Origin of the sequence: Aeromonas sp. QDB30 (assembly GCF_027707645.1) — a bacterium.
In the GTDB taxonomy this organism is placed as follows: Bacteria; Pseudomonadota; Gammaproteobacteria; order Enterobacterales; family Aeromonadaceae; genus Aeromonas; species Aeromonas caviae.
This window is the reverse complement of record NZ_JAPCIY010000008.1, coordinates 57,903-74,515: the sequence shown is the minus strand read 5'-3', so window position 1 is coordinate 74,515 and position 16,613 is coordinate 57,903. Positions and strand designations below refer to the sequence as shown.

The window sequence follows — 16,613 nt, the reverse complement described above, 5'->3', positions numbered from 1 at the left end:
GCGGCGGGCAGGATCGCAAGCCGGGTTGCCCTTGTGTAAGCTAGGCGGGTCTTTTTGCGGGATTGAATGAACTCATGTGGCTATTTCTGTGGCGTGCTTCTCTGCTCTATGTCTTCCCCCTGCTGATGTGGGTCTACTGCCATCTCAAGGGTATCGAGTTCAGTGAACTGGATACCGGGGTCAACAGCCACAAGTGGGTGGTGCTGGCGGCCTACCTGCTCTATGTGCTGATCTGGTTGCTGCTCAACCGCTATCTCGAACTCTTCCTGCGCCAGCGGGGGCGCCGATGACCCCGCTGCTGACCTGGTGGCCTGCCATGCTGGCTGGCGGGCTGGCGCTGCTGTTCGGCTGGTGGTGGGGGCGGCGCAGCGGCCGTGAAGAGGCGCTGCTGCTGGAGGAGCGTTATCAGGGGTTGCAGGATCGCTGGGACGCGCTGCAGGACGAGAAGATGCTGGCTCAGCAGAAGCTGGATCAGCAGCAGACCCTATTGCTCAAGCTCACCGCCCGTCTCAAGGAAGCCGAGGCGACCCTGCGCAGCGAACGCATCGCCAGCGCCGAGAAGCTGCAGTTGCAGCAAGAGGCTGAGCAGCGCCTCGGCCAACAGTTCGAGAACCTCGCCAATCGTATCTTTGAACAAAATGCTGGAAACTTCCGCGAACTGAATCAGAACAGCATGGATCTCCTGCTGACTCCACTCAAAGAGCAGTTGGAGGGCTTTCGCCGCCAGGTGGGAGAGACCCACGCCCAGGAGACGGCCCAGCGCCACAACCTCAAGTTCGAGCTGGAGCGCCTTGCCGAGCTCAACGCCCGCATGACCGAAGAGGCGGCGGCGCTGACCCGGGCCCTCAAGGGCGACAGCAAGCAGCAGGGCAACTGGGGGGAGGTGGTGCTGGCGCGGATCCTCTCCGAGTGCGGCCTGCGCGAGGGGCATGAGTACCACACCCAGGTCAACATCGAGGTGGACAAGGGCAAGCGCTACCAACCCGACGTCATCGTCCACCTGCCCCAGGACAAAGACATCATCATCGACGCCAAGGTGTCGCTGACCGCCTATGAGCGCTGGTACAACGCCGCTGATGATCTGGAGAAGGCGGTGGCGCTCAAGGAGCACATCGCCTCGGTGCGCAACCATATCCGCGAGCTGGGCCGCAAGGATTACCAGCAGTTGCCCGGGGTGCGCACCCTGGACTATGTGCTGATGTTCGTGGCGGTGGAGCCTGCCTTTCTCGCTGCCCTGGAAGCGGACCCTTCCCTGGTGCGCTACGGGCTGGAACACAACATCCTGCTGGTGAGCCCTACCAACCTGATGGTGGCGCTGCGCACCATAGAGAACCTGTGGCGCTACGAGCGGCAGAACCAGAACTCGCGCCAGATAGCGGAGCGGGCCTGCCGCCTCTACGAGAAGCTGCGGCTGTTCGTGGAGGAGATGCAGCAGATGGGGGGCAGCTTGCACAAGGCGCAGGAGAGCTACGACAAGGCGATGGGCCGGCTGGTCAACGGTCGTGGCAACCTGATCGCCCAGGCCGAGCGCTTTCGCGAGCTGGGGGTCGAGGTGACCAAGCCCTTGCCGGACGCGCTGGTGGACAGGGCGCTGGAGCGGGAGGAGTCGGCGGACTGAGGGGAGTCGTCATTCGCCGGGACAACGAAAAGGGCAGCCATTGGCTGCCCTTTTCGTTTCATGCAACAACCTGGACGGCTGTCTATTGCTTCCAGAAGGAGGGGAAGAAGAGCACCGCCACCGTCAGGATCTCGAGGCGTCCCAGCAGCATGCCGAACGACAGTATCCACTTGGCCGCATCCGGCAGACTGGCGAAGTTGGTGCTGGGACCGATGACAGGCCCCATGCCCGGACCCACGTTGGCCACGGCGGTGATGGAGCCCGAGATGGCGGTCAGGGGGTCCAGCCCGATGGCGGCGAGCAGAGCGGCGATGAGCAGGATGATGGCGAAGTAGACCAGCACGAAGGAGATCAGGGAGCGGATGATGGCGTCGTTGACCGGACGGCCGTTGTACTTCTGGGGAAACACGGCGGAGGGGTGCATCAGCTGGCGCATCTGTTTCTTGAACAGGGCGAAGGCCACCTGGACCCGAAAGATCTTGAGCCCGCCCGAGGTGGAGCCGGAGCAGGCGCCGAGTGCCAGCAGGATGATGAAGATAATGGTGGTGAGCGGGCCCCAGGTGCCGAAGTCGCCGAGTCCGAAACCCGTGGTGGTGAGCACGGAGACGATATTGAAGCTGCTGATGCGCAGGGCATCCATGAAGCCGTAGATGTCTCTCACCCAGAGATAGAAGGTAACGACCAGGGTCACCCAGACGATCAGCCAGAAGAAGCCCTGCACCTGGGCATCCTTGAACAGGCTGTTGTCACGGCGGGAGAGAGCCTGCACATAGAGCAGGAAGGGCAGGCCACCGAGGAACATGAAGAGGGTGCCTATCCAGTGCGCCGCGTGGGAGAAGTGGGACATGGATTGGTCCGAGGTGGAGTAGCCGCCGGTGCTGAGGGTCGTCATGGCGTGGTTGACCGCTTCGAACAGGTTCATGCCACTCACCCAGTAGGCGAGGAAGCAGAGCATGGAGAGTACCAGATAGACCAGCACTATGTTGTTGGCCACCGTTTTGGCGCGGGGGGCGCTCTTGTCGGACCAATCGGAGCTCTCGGTCTGGAACAGCTTCATGCCACCGACGTTGAGGTAGGGCAGCACCGCCACCGCCATCACGATGAAGCCGACCCCGCCCAGCCACTGCAGGATGGATCGCCACAGCAGGATGCTGTGGGCCATGCCGTCGAGCCCCGACAGCACGGTGGATCCCGTGGTGGTGACCCCCGACATGGTCTCGAAGTAGGCGTCGGCAAAATCGATATGGGTGATGAAGACGAAGGGCAGGGCCCCGAAGACGCAGGCGACCACCCAGACCGAGGTGGTGAGCAGGAACATCTCCCGCACGCCGAGGTGAAACTCTGCCTTGCGACCGTAATGGAGGCAGAGCAGGGCGGCACCATGGGTGATCAAGACCGACTTGAGAAATTCGACGAAACCTTCCGAACCGGTCAGCAGGGCCAGCAGGGTGGGCAGCCACATGAAGAGCGCCAGCTTGGAGAGTACCAGCCCGAGCGTGAAGACGATGGGATGCAGCTTGATCATGCAAGATAACCTGGTCGTTGATTGAAAAAAGACCCGGACCTTTTCTGAGAAAAAGGGCCGGGTCCGGATACCGTTGCCAGAGACATGGCCGGCTTACAGGAAGAAGGGACTGGGCTGGAACAGACGCTCCACTTCCGGGATGTACTTCTTGTCCACCAGGAACATCACCACGTGGTCATCCTGCTGTATCTGGGTACGATCGTGGGCGATCAGCACCTCATCACCCCGCACCACTGCGCCTATGGTAGTGCCCGGGGGCAGCTTGAGCTCGCCCACTGTCTTGCCCACCACCTTGGAGGTGTTCTCGTCCCCGTGGGCGATCGCCTCGATGGCTTCGGCCGCCCCGCGGCGCAGGCTGTAGACGTTGGCGATGTCGGCGCGACGCACATGGGTCAGCAGGGCCGAGATGGTGGCCTGCTGGGGGGAAATGGCGATGTCGATGGAGCCGCCCTGTACCAGGTCCACGTAGGCGCCGCGCTGGATCAGCACCATGGTCTTCTTGGCCCCCATCTTCTTGGCGAGCAGGGCCGACATGATGTTGGCCTCATCCTCGTTGGTCACCGCGATGAAGACGTCGATCTGGTCGATGTGCTCCTCCGCCAGCAGCTCCTGATCCGCCGCATCGCCGCAGAAGACGATGGTGTGTTCCAGGTGTTCGGAGAGCTGCTCCGCCCGCTTCTGGTTGCGCTCGATGAGCTTGACGCTGTAGCGCTTCTCTAGCTGGCGGGCGAGACCGGCGCCTATGTTGCCGCCGCCGACGATCATGATGCGCCGATAGGGGCTCTCGAGGCGTTGCAGCTCCGACATCACGGCGCGGATATGGCCCGCCGCGGCCACGAAGAACACCTCGTCATCGGCTTCGATGATGGTGGTGCCCTGGGGGCGGATGGAGCGCCCCTGGCGGAAGATGGCGGCGACCCGGGTTTCGATGTTGGGCATGTGTTCCCGCAGAGTGGAGAGCGCATTGCCCACCAGGGGGCCGCCGTAATAGGCCTTGACCGCCACCAGGCCCACCTTGCCGTCGGCAAAATCCACCACCTGCAACGCCCCCGGATACTCGATCAGGCGACGCACATAGTCGGTCACCAACTGCTCGGGGGCGATCAGGTGATCCACGGGGACGGATTCGGGCAGGAACAGGCGATCCCGCTCCACCAGATAGGCGGGGGAGCGAATGCGCGCCACCTTGTTCGGGGTGTTGAACAGGGAGTAGGCGACCTGGCAGGCGACCATGTTGGTCTCGTCGCTGTTGGTGACGGCGACCAGCATGTCGGCATCCTGGGCGCCGGCTTCGCGCAGCACCCTGGGATGGGCGCCGTGGCCATTCACCACCCGCAGGTCGAATTTGTCCTGCAGTTCGCGCAGGCGCTCGCTGTCGGTGTCGACGATGGTGATGTCGTTGTTCTCGCCGGCGAGGTTCTCGGCCAGGGTGCCACCCACCTGACCTGCGCCCAGAATGATGATTTTCATAAGGCCATCTTACTCAAGGTTGTTGCTTCGTAATGAGGCGGCCCGTCACCGGGCCTGCCATCCGCCGGTTCGGCCTACAGCTTGATGAGCTTGGCATAGTAGAAGCCGTCCATCTCCGCCTCGCCGGGCAGGAACTGGCGACCCGGACAGGCCGGGGTGTCTTCTGCATGCAACGGCACCAGGCGGGCATCCGGGGTATCGGCCAGGAAGGCGCGGATCTGCTCCCGGTTCTCTTCCGGCAACACGGAGCAGGTGGCGTAGAGCAGAGTGCCGCCCTGCTTCAGCTTGCGCCAGAGGGCGTCGAGAATGCGGCGTTGCAGCTCGGCCAGTTCGCGGATGTCCTGATCCCGGCGCAACCACTTGATGTCGGGGTGACGACGGATGACGCCGGTGGCGGAGCAGGGGGCATCCAGCAGGATGCGGTCGAACTGCCCCTGTGGCCACCACAGATCCGGCGTGCTGGCATCACCGTGGATCACTTGGGCCTGAAGGCCGATGCGATCCAGGTTCTCCTGCACCCGCTTGAGGCGGTTGTCATCGGCGTCGACGGCAACCACGCCGGCAAGGGCCGGCTGGCGTTCCAGCAGGTGGGCGGTTTTGCCGCCGGGGGCGGCGCAGGCGTCCAGCACCCACTCGCCCGGCTGGGGATCGAGCAGGGCGGCGGCCTGCTGGGCGGCACCGTCCTGCACCGAGCAGTCACCCTGCTCGAAGCCGGGCAGCTTGGTCACGTCGCAGGGGTGCTCCAGCAGGATGCAATCTTCCCCTTCCACACCGGCCATGGCCGGGATGCCCGCCTCGCTCATGCGGGCCAGCATGGCCTCGCGGCTCTGGCGCTGGCTGTTGTTGCGGATCCACATGGGCGGGCGCTGGTTGTTGGCCTCCATGATGAACTCCCAGTCATCGGGATAGGCCTGACGCAGGCGCTTGGTGAGCCATTCGGGGTGGCCGAGGCGGACGCTGGGGACGCGGTCGATGCGCAGCAGGATCACTTCGGCGCTGCGCTGGAAGTTGCGCAGTACGCCGTTGATGAGGCCGCGCAGGGAAGAACCCTTGAGCAGCTTGACGGCGTTGACGGTCTCGGCCACGGCGGCGTGAGCCGGAATGCGGGTATAGATGAGCTGGTAAAGGCCGACCAGAATGAGGTAGTGGAAGATGCGGCTCTTGTTCTTGAGCGGCTTGTCCATCATCTCGCTGACCGCCGCATCGAGGCGGGGCAGCCAGCGCAGGGTGCCGTAGCAGAGTTCTTGCAGGAGGGCGCGATCGCGAGGGGCGACCTTCTCCTGGGCAGCAGGCAGAACGGCGGAGAGAGATTGACCCTGATCCAGCACCTGTTGAATGACGAGAGCGGCCTGTGCGCGTGTTTTCATAGCGTTACCTTAGATGCACAAGTCGGGGCCAGGGCCCCGCTTGTGTCAATTCAATCCAGATCAAATCAGTTGCGTGCCAGGTTCAAACCAGTCGCGGCGAGAGTTGAGCAGATCCGAAACGGACATGGCCTTCTTGCCGGGAGGTTGCAGGGTCAGCAGGCGCAGCACGCCCTGACCGGTGGCAACCTCGATCCCCTGCTTGTCGGCCTTGAGCAGGGTGCCGGCTGCCTGGCCGTGATCCTGTGCGACGACCTCGGCCTGCCACACCTTGACGGTCTGTCCGGCGACGTCGAACCAGCTGATGGGCCAGGGGTTGAAGGCGCGGATGCAGCGTTCGATGGCAACGGCGTCCATCGACCAGTCGATGCGGGCCTCTTCCTTGGAGAGCTTCTCGGCGTAGTTGGCCAGCGCATCGTCCTGGGGCTCGGCGGCGGTGCCGCCGGCAGCCATGGCGTCCAGGGTATCGACCAGTGCCTGCGGGCCCAGACCGGCCAGCTTGTCATAGAGGCTGGCAGAGGTCTCATCACTGGCGATGGGGCAGGTTACCTTGCGGATCATGGCGCCGGTATCCAGCCCCACATCCATCTGCATGATGGTGACGCCGGTTTCGGCATCCCCCGCCCAGATGGAGCGTTGAATCGGGGCGGCACCACGCCAGCGTGGCAGCAGAGAGCCGTGGACGTTGATGCAGCCCAGACGCGGCGTATCGAGCACCGCCTTGGGGAGGATGAGGCCATAAGCCACGACGACCATCAGATCGGCACCCAGAGCGGCCAGTTCGGCTTGCGCCGCTTCATTGCGCAGGGAGGCAGGTTGATAGACCGGCAGATCGTGGGCCAGCGCCAGCTCCTTGACCGGGCTGGCAGTGAGCTTCTGGCCGCGACCGGCGGGCTTGTCCGGCTGGGTATAAACGGCGACGACCTCGTGGCCGGAAGACAACAACGCCGCCAGATGACGGGCGGCGAAGTCGGGGGTACCGGCAAAAATCAGTTTCAGCTTGTTCAATGGAGCGGATCCTCAGAGGACTTTGCGATCTTCACGGGCCATCTTTTCCAGCTTCTGACGAATGCGCTGGCGCTTGAGTGGGGACAAGTAATCCACAAACAGCTTGCCGACCAGATGATCCATCTCATGTTGTATGCAGATGGCGAGCAGATCGTCCGCTTCCAGCTCGAAGGTGTTGCCGTGGCGATCTTGCGCCCTGACCTTGACCCACTCGGCGCGCGGAACCAGAGCACGGTTGCCGGGCACGGAGAGGCAGCCCTCTTCGATGCCGGTGCTGCCGGACTGTTCCAGGATCTCCGGGTTGATCAACACCAGCTGTTCTTCGCGGTTCTCGGAGACATCGATGACGATGATGCGCTGATGAATGTCGACCTGGGTCGCGGCCAGGCCGATGCCTTCCTCCGCGTACATGGTTTCGAACATATCATCTACAATGTGTTGTAACTCGGGTGTAAAGGCTTCGACAGGGGCCGCGACTGTGCGCAGACGCTCATCGGGGAAACGCAATACATCTAGAATGGCCATAATTTTTTCTTTAGTTTCATATAAACGCAGTCAATATTGACGTAATTCTAGTCATTTACGCCGACAAAAAACAGCAACACTTTGCGTGCAGAAGTAACAGGGAGTGTTATGTATCTGAAGCAAATCGTCGTCGCCTGCCTGGCGACAGCCCTGGCCGGTGGCGCCATGGCACAGCAGTTGACGCTCAAATCCGGTTACCCCGAGACTTATGTGGTGCAAAAAGGGGACACCCTCTGGGATATCTCGGGCCAGTATCTGGCCGAACCCTGGCTCTGGCCACGCCTCTGGAACATCAATCCGCAGATCGCCAATCCCCACTGGATCTATCCCGGTGACGTGCTGCACCTGAGCTGGGTCAATGGTGAGCCTCGGCTCGGCAAAGCCAGTCAGGGGGGCAAGCAGGTCATCCGTCTCTCGCCCAAGAACCGCTATGAAAACAAGGCCAATCCCATACCGACCCTGCCTCTGAGCGAGATAGCGCCCTTCCTGCAGACCGACCACATTCTAGCCAACAGCCAGCAGAGCAAGGACCTGCCCTATGTGCTCGGCAACAATGACAAGCATGTCGGGATGCTGGAGGGTGACATTCTCTATGTGAAAGGAGCCTTGAACCCGGGCCAGAGTTATGGCCTCTATCGCCCGGGGGTGGCATACAAGGACAAGCATACTGGCGAGTCGCTCGGTCAGGAGGCGATTTTTGTCGGCACGGTGCGGGCAGAGGAGTACCTTGCCCACGACACCACCAAAGTAACGCTGACCCATAACCGGCGTGAGGTGTATCAGGGCGACAAGGTGATGCCGCTGCCGTCGCAGGAGAGCATTTCTGCCGTGTTCATGCCAAAGGCGGCGCCCTCCATTTCCCCCGGCTATGTGATCGAGCTGCCGAGCAAGGTACATGGTGGGGGCAAATTTGATGTGGTACTCATCAACAAGGGGGAGCGTGATCAGGTGGCCCCGGGCGATGTGCTCGAGATCCTGCGCCCGGGAGCCGAGATGGTGGACAAGAATGGCAAGGTGTCATACCGGGAATATTCATCCGTCTATGACAAGGCGTTCTATTCTGCCGGCAAGTCATCGCTGCCTGCCGAGGCCGTTGCCAGAGTCATGCTGTTCAAGGTCTACGACAAATTGAGTTACGGTCTTATCCTGCAGAGCCAGGATCTGGTCGGCTCTGGTTATCAGGTCAGTAATTTCTGACGTGTCCTTGCCACTGGAGCGGTTGTCGCTATGGCTGACGCTGGATGCCGTTACAGGCATAGGTCCGGTCACCGCCGCTCGCCTGTTGGCTCATGTGGGTGGTGACATCACAACTCTGTTTGACTCAGACGATGGCGCCCTCCGAGCTCTTGGTCTGCAGAGTGCCCAGATTCAGCAGATGAGATGGCCTCTTCCTGTCGTGGAGCAGGGATTGAGCTGGGCCGCCGAGCCCGGCAATCACCTCCTCTGTCCCGATGACCCCGCATATCCTGCCCTGCTCAAAGAGATCCCCGGCGCCCCGCTCTTGCTCTACTGCCGCGGGAACGTCTCATCCCTCTCCCTTCCACAGTTGGCGATGGTGGGTACCCGCCACCCCACCTATGCCGGCAAAGACAATGCGACACGTTTGTGTGCCGAGTTGGTGGGCTGTGGTCTGGCGATCACCTCCGGCCTCGCGTTGGGCATCGATGGCGTTTGCCATCAGCAGGCGCTGGCATCGGGCGGAATCACCCTGGCGGTGCTCGGGTCCGGTCTGGATTGTCTCTACCCCAAGCGTCATCAGGGGTTGGCGATGCAGATCCTCGAGCAGGAAGGTCTGCTTGTTTCCGAGTTGGCGCCCCAGCAAGGCCCCCTGGCTGAACACTTCCCTCGCCGCAACCGTATCATCAGTGGCCTGTCGCTGGGGACACTGGTGGTGGAAGCGGCAGAACAGAGTGGTTCGCTCATCACGGCCCGTTATGCGCTGGAGCAGGGCCGCGAGGTCTTTGCCGTTCCCGGCGCCCCGCAAAATGCACAGGCAGCAGGGTGCAACCGTCTGCTTCAACAGGGTGCCAAGCTGGTCTTGAATGCCGCCGATATCCTGGAAGAGTTTCCAAGGCTGGTCTTGCCCCCCGGACCCGCCAACGGTTCTTCCGAGGCGCAGCATAATAGCGAATTGCCTTATGCCGATTTGTTGGATAACGTAGATTATGAGACCACGAGCGTGGATACCGTTGCCGAACGGGCCCGGCTTCCTGTCGATGTCGTACTGGGCAGGTTGGTAGAGCTGGAGCTGGTTGGTGCAGTGATGGCGGTAGCCGGTGGATACGTCAGAGCGAGGAGGGCGAATCATGTTTGATGTATTGATGTACCTTTTCGAGACCTACATCCACAGCGATGCAGATGTGATGGTCGAGCAGGATGAACTCACCGACGAACTGAGCCGGGCCGGTTTCGACAAGGACGAGATCGAGAAAGCGCTCAACTGGCTGGAGCGACTGGCCAACCTGCACGACAGCGAGCGGGAAGTCTATGTCACCGCAAGCCAGCAGGGCTCTATGCGGATCTATGCGCCGCAGGAGCTGGTTCGCCTCAGTACTGAATGTCGCGGTTTCCTGCTGTTCCTGGAGCAGGCGCAAGTGCTGAATGCCGAAACCCGTGAAATCTGCATCGAACGGTTGCTCGAGCTGGACAAGCCGGACATCGAGCTGGACGATCTGAAGTGGGTCGTCATGATGGTGCTGTTCAATGTGCCAGGCAGTGAAAACGCCTACCAGCAGATGGAAGAGCTGGTGTTTGACGAGTCGGACGGCGTCATCCACTGACAGCCCGGTGCCGCGCTGGTAGAATTCAGGCCATCTGGATTTCAAGGCGCGGCCATGTCAAAGATCGATCACCACCTCTTCTCTGCCCACGAACATGCCTTCGAGCGCGAGCCGTGCCCGCAGTGTGGTGCTGAACTGGTGATCCGCCAGGGCAAGCACGGTCCCTTCCTTGGTTGTTCAGCCTATCCCGCTTGCGATTACATTCGCTCCCTCACCCCCTCTGGCCGCGATATAGAGAAAGTGCTCGAGGGGTCGTCCTGTCCGGATTGTGGCCATCCACTGGCCATCAAGAAGGGTCGTTACGGTCTGTTTGTGGGATGTACCCAGTACCCGGCCTGTCAGCATATCGAATCCCTTCAGGAGAGTGACGATACCCAAATCCTCTGCCCGGAGTGTGGCAAAGGTCATCTGGTGAGCCGCACGTCCCGTTATGGCAAACAGTTCTACTCGTGTGACGCCTATCCTCACTGTAAGTATGTGGTGAATGACAAGCCGGTTCCCATACCCTGTCCCGAGTGTGGCTGGGGCATCATGATCGAGAAGAAGGTGCGGGGAAACCTGCGCTGGGTCTGCCCGCAAAAGAAATGCTCCCACCAGATTGAGCGGGTATAATCTCGCCGCCCATGATCAGGCAGGCGGATTGCTGGTCAGCGTGAGGTTGTGAGCTGATGCACATCGCCCAACTTGCCCTGCTCCTGATCGCCATCTCAAGCTCCCTGCGGTTGCTCGGTTCACTGATGCACTCAAGCGTCTGAGCCGAAATGCATGACTGAAGAGGAGCAGAGATATAGCCCATATCGCAGCAGTGATGGCCCCGATGCCGTCATGTCGGTTCAACATACAATCCAGTGATGAGAGGCGGCAGCGTGGCTGTCGCATGTGCTTATGCCAAATGAATTTGAACAAGCGGTTGCCGCCCTTCAAGGAGAAGGGGTTATCGCCTATGCCACCGAAGCCGTGTTTGGTCTGGGGTGTGATCCTGATTCCGAAGCCGCCGTGCAGCGGCTGCTGGCCATCAAACAGCGGCCGGTGGAGAAGGGATTGATCCTGATTGCGGCAGATCTGGCGCAATTGCAGGACTACATCGACCTGAGCCAGCTCAGCGATGAGCAGCTTGCTTGCGTGCAGGCGAGCTGGCCTGGTCCCTTCACCTGGATCATGCCCGCTCGCGCGACGACGCCGTCCTGGTTGACCGGTCAGTTCGAGACCCTGGCGGTGCGGGTCACAGGCCATCCCCAGGTGCAAGGGCTTTGCCGGGCATTTGGCAAACCGCTGGTGTCCACCAGTGCCAATCTAACCGGTGAGGAACCCGCTCGCCGGGTGGCTGATATTGGCGATCTGCTGGCAAGCCAGCTGGCTTACATTCTGCCCGGCGAAGTCGGGGGGCAAGCCAACCCGTCCGAAATCAAGGACGCCCGCACCGGGGCCATCATTCGCCCATCCTGAGTTGGGCACGGCCCTGTTTCATGCAGGTTGTGCGATGAGGTCATGACAATACGAGAAGTGCAGGCAGAGCATGCATGATGCCTGTCTGACAGGAGATAAAATGAGCAAACCGGATGTGGCCCAGGTAAAAGCCTTCCTGCTGCAATTGCAGGATGATATCTGCCGTGGCCTGGAGCAGGCCGATGGATGCGGGCGCTTTGTGGAAGATGCCTGGAGTCGCGAAGGTGGTGGTGGCGGTAGAACACGGGTGCTGCGCCAGGGGGCGGTGATCGAGCAAGGTGGGGTCAACTTCTCCCATGTCTATGGCGATGCCATGCCGGCATCCGCGACCGCACATCGTCCCGAACTGGCTGGCCGCAGGTTTGAGGCCATGGGGGTGTCGCTGGTGATCCACCCGCATAATCCCTATGTACCGACCAGCCATGCGAATGTGCGGTTCTTCATCGCCGAGAAAGAGGGGGAGGAGCCGATCTGGTGGTTTGGTGGCGGCTTCGACCTGACGCCCTTCTATCCGTTCGAAGAGGACGTGAGGCATTGGCACCAGGTCTCCCATGAGCTCTGTCAGCCGTTCGGCACCGACATTTATCCCGAGTTCAAATCCTGGTGCGATCGTTACTTCTTCCTCAAGCATCGGGGCGAAACGCGCGGGGTGGGTGGCCTGTTCTTCGATGACCTTAACCGCTGGCCCTTTGCCGACTGCTTTGCCTTCATGCGTGCAGTGGGTGAGGGTTATCTGGCGGCCTACTTGCCGATTGTCGAGCGACGCAAGGATCTTGCTTATGGGGAGCGGGAACGGGCGTTCCAGCTTTATCGCCGTGGCCGCTACGTGGAGTTCAATCTGGTCTACGACCGCGGGACCCTGTTCGGACTGCAGACGGGGGGGCGCACCGAATCCATTCTGATGTCGATGCCGCCGCTGGCGCGCTGGGAGTACGACTGGCAGCCGGAGGCCGGCAGCCCGGAGGCATTGCTCTACAGCGACTACCTCAAACCGCGCGAGTGGTTGTGACCAGAGGGGCCATGATGGCCCCTTCTTATTGGCCGATATTCGGCTTGTTCCTTCATGAGAAAACCCGTTAAATCGGGATATTGCCTTCAAAAGGAACGCCTTGATGGATCGTTATCTGGTTTTTGGCCACCCCGTGCGCCACAGCAAATCTCCCTTCATTCATACCCTGTTTGCCAGGCAGACCCAGCAAGAGTTGGAGTATGGTCTGGCAGAACCTGCTGTCGATGAGTTTGCCAGCGCTCTGAACCACTTCTTCGCCGAAGGAGGGAAGGGGTGCAACGTGACCGTACCTTTCAAGGAGCAAGCCTTCGGGCTGGTGGAGCGGCTGAGCCCCAGGGCCAAGCGGGCGGGAGCGGTCAACACCATCAAACTGACTGATGATGGTGTGCTGCTGGGTGACAATACCGACGGCGCCGGGCTGGTCGCCGATCTCAAGGCTCACGGAGTGAACCTTGCCGGTAGCAGGATCCTACTTCTGGGGGCCGGTGGCGCAGCTCGTGGTGCCCTGGCCCCCCTGCTGGCGGAAGCGCCGGGCGAGATCGTCGTGGTCAACCGTACCCATGCCAAGGCGGAACAGCTGGCTGTGGAGTTCAGGGATCTGGGCAGCATCACTGCTCAGTCCTATGAACAGCTGGTGGGGCCGTTCGATCTCATCATCAATTCCACCTCAGCGAGTCTGCAAGGAGAGTTGCCACCTTTGGCGCCAACCCTCATCCACCCGGACATCGCGATCTACGACATGATGTATGGCGCAACGGACACAGCCTTCATCGGCTGGGCCAAACAACATGGCGCGCGCCATACCATGGATGGATTGGGCATGCTGGTCGAGCAGGCTGCTGAGGCCTTTACCGTATGGCGAGGGATCCGGCCCGGCACCAAGCAGGTATTGAGAGAGTTGCAGCGCAATCTGGGCGTCGTGTGAACCAGCTTGTGCGTTCTATTGGGCTGTCGGCAGGTCTGATGTAGAGATTCTGCATCTCTGGATAAGGGCTCCCTCGTGATGCGGCACGGCACGTGTGATGTGAAACGGTCGTTCTGCGGTGGGTGTGTGGCAGAACAGGTGCCATTTTTATAAAACCATTTCATAACAATAAGTTACTTTTACTTTGCCGTCACTCGCAGAATTTTTTTGAGTTTTTTCTCAAAGCAGCGGAACTTCTGTAACGGACTGCTGACTAACTGGATAGTTGAGGAAGTGCTAGCTAGTCACCTTTATAACTCCCCGGTATTCGTACTGGGGATTTTTTTATCTGCATGAAAATTATGAATATTTTTTTCCTTCCCTATCTTTGAAACTAAATTACATAAATTACTTTCACTTTCTGCTGCTTTGCTGTACAGTTGTCGGCGTAGGGTACAGAGGTAAGATGTTCTATCTTTCAGACCTTTTATTTCACGTAATTGAATGTGGCTGAATAGCAGCCCCGATGAGTCATCGTCGGGGCGTTTTTTTATGAGCAACATTTAGAGTAAATGCTTTAATTGTTGCCGTTCTTTGTTAGAATGAAGGCGTTTCTTGAGGAAAACCAATCGTCTTTGTTCTCGAGAACTCGCTTTTTCCCAAATTTTTGAACTCTTTTCTTCAGGCCGGTTTGCAATGGCAAGACCGGCCTCATTTTTATCCCTATATTGCCTCATCGTGTAATTAAATTTCAGTTTCGTTTGTTACAGCCTTCAATTTTGATTTTTTACTCGATATCCATGAAAACGGTGTCATGTTGATGATTAGTTAATTCTTTTCGCGTCGAAATATGCTATCAGTATGATTTAAATATATTTTTTGAGGTTATTCTTCAGAGATGGCGAAGGCGGGGAGGAAGGGCTCGGAGATGGGGGGATCATGAAAGCCTTTCAATCAGCGGAGGTCCAACTCCGCCAATTGCAGCCAGGGAGAGGAGTCGTTTACTCCTCGTTCTGATGATCTTCGTCGTCTGCCTGGGCGTTGTCTGCTTCGGATAGATACCAGCCGCTTAGGGTCTGGGCCAGCTTCTCGACGCCGATATTGGTCAGAGAAGAGAATGCTTCAACCTGGATCTGCGGGCCCAGTTCTGCCACCGCCTGACGAACCTTGATCACCTGGTTGTTGCGGGGCCCCGGGCTTAATTTGTCCGCCTTGGTCAGCAACAGCATCACCGGCAGTTCACGGTGTGAACTCCATTCCAGCATGTTCATGTCGGTTTCCTTGAGCGGATGGCGGATGTCCATCAGGATCACCAGACCTTTCAGGGACTCCCGTCGCTGCAGGTATTCAGCCAGTGACTTTTGCCACTTGAGCTTCATTTCCAGCGGAACCTGGGCATATCCATAGCCAGGCAAGTCAACCAGGCGTTTGCCCGGTTCCAGCTCAAACAGGTTGATCAGCTGAGTACGGCCAGGGGTCTTACTGGTACGCGCCAGGTTCTTGTGTTTGGTCAAGGTATTCAATGCAGACGATTTGCCAGCGTTGGAACGACCGGCAAACGCAATCTCGACACCCCCATCATTTGGCAGGTGGCGGATGTCGGGTGCGCTGGTCACAAAATGCACCTTATTGAAATTCAGAGTTTGTGTATCCAACGTAAATTCCCCATAGAGATAGAGGGTTATAGAGTTACTTTTTTGTGAAATAGTGTAAAATGGCGTCGCTTGAACGCGTTTATTTTAACATGCCTTCAGCGGCATGGGATCTGGAAGCCTAATAACGAGAAAGTTGGAACGCCATGAAGAACCTAGTCATTACACTTGCTCTGATGGTTGGCGTAACTGGGATGGCACAAGCCAAGGGCGATGCCGCTGCGGGACAAACCAAGGCTGCCGTCTGTGCGGCCTGTCATGGACCGGACGGCAACAGCCCAGTCGACATGTATCCCAAGATTGCTGGTCAGCACGCATCATATATCAAAAAACAATTAGTTGAACTGAAGGCTGCAGCTTCTGGCCAAACTGGTCGGGTTGCGCCCGTCATGGGACCCATGGCGTTGCCGTTGTCCGAGCAGGATATGGACGATCTTGCCGCCTATTTCTCCAGCCAGAAGGTGACGCCGGTTGCCGTGCCCGATGATGTGGTTGCCGCAGGCAAGGCGCTTTATATGGGGGGAGACATGGAGCGAGGCCTGGCCGCCTGTACCGCCTGTCATGGCCCACGGGGTTCCGGCGTCGAGCAAGCGAAGTACCCCAGCCTGTCAGGGCAGCATCCCGCCTATATCAAGGCCCAGCTCACCGCTTTTCGTTCGGCGACCCGCGACAACGATCCCAATGGCATGATGCGGGATGTGGCCAAGAAGCTGACGGATCAGGACATCGAGGCGCTCTCCAAGTATGTGGCGGGGCTTCACTGATATAGCCTGTTAGTTATCTTGTTGAAAAGAACAGGGAACCATTGTGTTCCCTGTTCTTTTTTGAGGTTGTAGCGATCGCCCGTAAACAGCCTGCATTGCTGTAAGAGATCTTCTATATACGGGGCTGGTCGTGTCTGAAAGATTGCTCACATATATTTTTTTATGTTTTGTTTTTCAATGAATTAAGAAATATAACATCACTTTGTACCAGTTCGAAATGTGCTTTGGTTGATTGAGTCATCCAGCGAAGAAGTTACAGTAGGCAATCAGGATTGGCCGGAGAGAGGGTGCAAGACCCGTCTTCGGTTTGACAGGATGTCGGCTCGGAGCATGCGATGAGCAATAGATGCAAAAAGCCAGGATGGTGACCGCCAGGGATGAGCGGGGCTGCGGGAGGCAACCACCCCGATGGGAGGCAGGATGTCGCCGGTTTGGGTTAGACAAACAAACACACGCACACTCAGGACTGGTCAATAAGGATCAGGATGATCCAACGAAATGATGCGCCGTGGTTCGCCCAGGGATAAGGCGATTGGCTACCAGGGAAT

16 protein-coding genes are annotated in these 16,613 nt (G+C 59.2%); 10 read left to right on the top strand and 6 right to left on the bottom strand.

Annotated features, from left to right (window positions below; all coding sequences use genetic code 11):
- Positions 1–74 precede the first annotated feature (74 nt).
- Positions 75–290 (top strand): hypothetical protein, encoded by a 216-nt coding sequence (locus PG896_RS04185; RefSeq protein WP_201956029.1) that lies wholly within the window; start codon positions 75–77, stop codon positions 288–290.
- A complete protein-coding gene (rmuC, locus tag PG896_RS04180; RefSeq protein ID WP_223945717.1) occupies positions 287–1,618 on the top strand; it encodes a DNA recombination protein RmuC in 1,332 nt (443 codons plus the stop codon). Before PG896_RS04185 ends, rmuC begins: the two co-directional genes overlap by 4 nt.
- Positions 1,619–1,700: 82 nt before the next feature.
- Here rmuC and PG896_RS04175 read toward each other — a convergent pair whose 3' ends face one another.
- The 5 genes from PG896_RS04175 to def all read right to left on the bottom strand — a co-directional run bounded on the left by PG896_RS04175 (position 1,701) and on the right by def (position 7,510).
- Positions 1,701–3,143, bottom strand: coding sequence for a TrkH family potassium uptake protein (locus PG896_RS04175; RefSeq protein ID WP_010672503.1), 1,443 nt, complete (start codon positions 3,141–3,143; stop codon positions 1,701–1,703).
- A 93-nt stretch (positions 3,144–3,236) separates the two neighbouring features.
- A complete protein-coding gene (gene trkA, locus PG896_RS04170) occupies positions 3,237–4,613 on the bottom strand; it encodes a Trk system potassium transporter TrkA (RefSeq protein WP_010672504.1) in 1,377 nt (458 codons plus the stop codon).
- Between the two features lie 74 nt (positions 4,614–4,687).
- Positions 4,688–5,980: a 16S rRNA (cytosine(967)-C(5))-methyltransferase RsmB gene (gene rsmB, locus PG896_RS04165; protein WP_270835390.1), complete on the bottom strand. Its 1,293-nt coding sequence runs from the start codon at positions 5,978–5,980 to the stop codon at positions 4,688–4,690.
- A 60-nt stretch (positions 5,981–6,040) separates the two neighbouring features.
- Positions 6,041–6,985, bottom strand: coding sequence for a methionyl-tRNA formyltransferase (fmt, locus tag PG896_RS04160; protein WP_069652932.1), 945 nt, complete (start codon positions 6,983–6,985; stop codon positions 6,041–6,043).
- Positions 6,986–6,997: 12 nt separating this feature from the next.
- On the bottom strand, positions 6,998–7,510 hold the full coding sequence (gene def, locus PG896_RS04155) for a peptide deformylase (RefSeq protein WP_010672507.1): 513 nt from the start codon (positions 7,508–7,510) through the stop codon (positions 6,998–7,000).
- 108 nt (positions 7,511–7,618) lie between these two features.
- On the opposite strand from def, the gene PG896_RS04150 reads away from it, so the two are divergent.
- From PG896_RS04150 to aroE, 7 genes are all read left to right on the top strand, one after another.
- Positions 7,619–8,707, top strand: a complete 1,089-nt coding sequence (locus PG896_RS04150; RefSeq protein ID WP_041214093.1) for a LysM peptidoglycan-binding domain-containing protein — start codon at positions 7,619–7,621, stop codon at positions 8,705–8,707.
- 1 nt (position 8,708) lies between these two features.
- The gene (gene dprA, locus PG896_RS04145) at positions 8,709–9,824 is read left to right on the top strand and encodes a DNA-processing protein DprA (RefSeq protein ID WP_042882248.1); all 1,116 of its coding nucleotides are present in this window, start codon (positions 8,709–8,711) and stop codon (positions 9,822–9,824) included.
- Positions 9,817–10,290 carry a DUF494 family protein gene (locus tag PG896_RS04140; RefSeq protein WP_010672510.1) on the top strand — a complete coding sequence of 158 codons (474 nt, stop codon included), beginning with the start codon at positions 9,817–9,819 and terminating at the stop codon, positions 10,288–10,290. The genes dprA and PG896_RS04140 overlap by 8 nt, the downstream gene beginning before the upstream one ends.
- 54 nt (positions 10,291–10,344) lie before the next feature.
- Positions 10,345–10,902, top strand: coding sequence for a DNA topoisomerase family protein (locus PG896_RS04135; RefSeq protein ID WP_045522424.1), 558 nt, complete (start codon positions 10,345–10,347; stop codon positions 10,900–10,902).
- 273 nt (positions 10,903–11,175) lie between these two features.
- Positions 11,176–11,736 carry a Sua5/YciO/YrdC/YwlC family protein gene (locus tag PG896_RS04130; protein WP_043153548.1) on the top strand — a complete coding sequence of 187 codons (561 nt, stop codon included), beginning with the start codon at positions 11,176–11,178 and terminating at the stop codon, positions 11,734–11,736.
- Positions 11,737–11,836: 100 nt separating this feature from the next.
- A complete protein-coding gene (gene hemF, locus PG896_RS04125) occupies positions 11,837–12,745 on the top strand; it encodes an oxygen-dependent coproporphyrinogen oxidase (protein ID WP_043153546.1) in 909 nt (302 codons plus the stop codon).
- Between the two features lie 103 nt (positions 12,746–12,848).
- Positions 12,849–13,670, top strand: coding sequence for a shikimate dehydrogenase (gene aroE / locus PG896_RS04120; RefSeq protein WP_043153544.1), 822 nt, complete (start codon positions 12,849–12,851; stop codon positions 13,668–13,670).
- 980 nt (positions 13,671–14,650) lie between these two features.
- Here aroE and yihA read toward each other — a convergent pair.
- Positions 14,651–15,304: a ribosome biogenesis GTP-binding protein YihA/YsxC gene (yihA, locus tag PG896_RS04115; RefSeq protein WP_041212162.1), complete on the bottom strand. Its 654-nt coding sequence runs from the start codon at positions 15,302–15,304 to the stop codon at positions 14,651–14,653.
- 143 nt (positions 15,305–15,447) lie between these two features.
- Between yihA and PG896_RS04110 the strand changes: the two genes are divergently transcribed.
- Positions 15,448–16,065, top strand: coding sequence for a c-type cytochrome (locus tag PG896_RS04110; protein ID WP_042882257.1), 618 nt, complete (start codon positions 15,448–15,450; stop codon positions 16,063–16,065).
- The last annotated feature ends 548 nt before the right edge of the window (positions 16,066–16,613 follow it).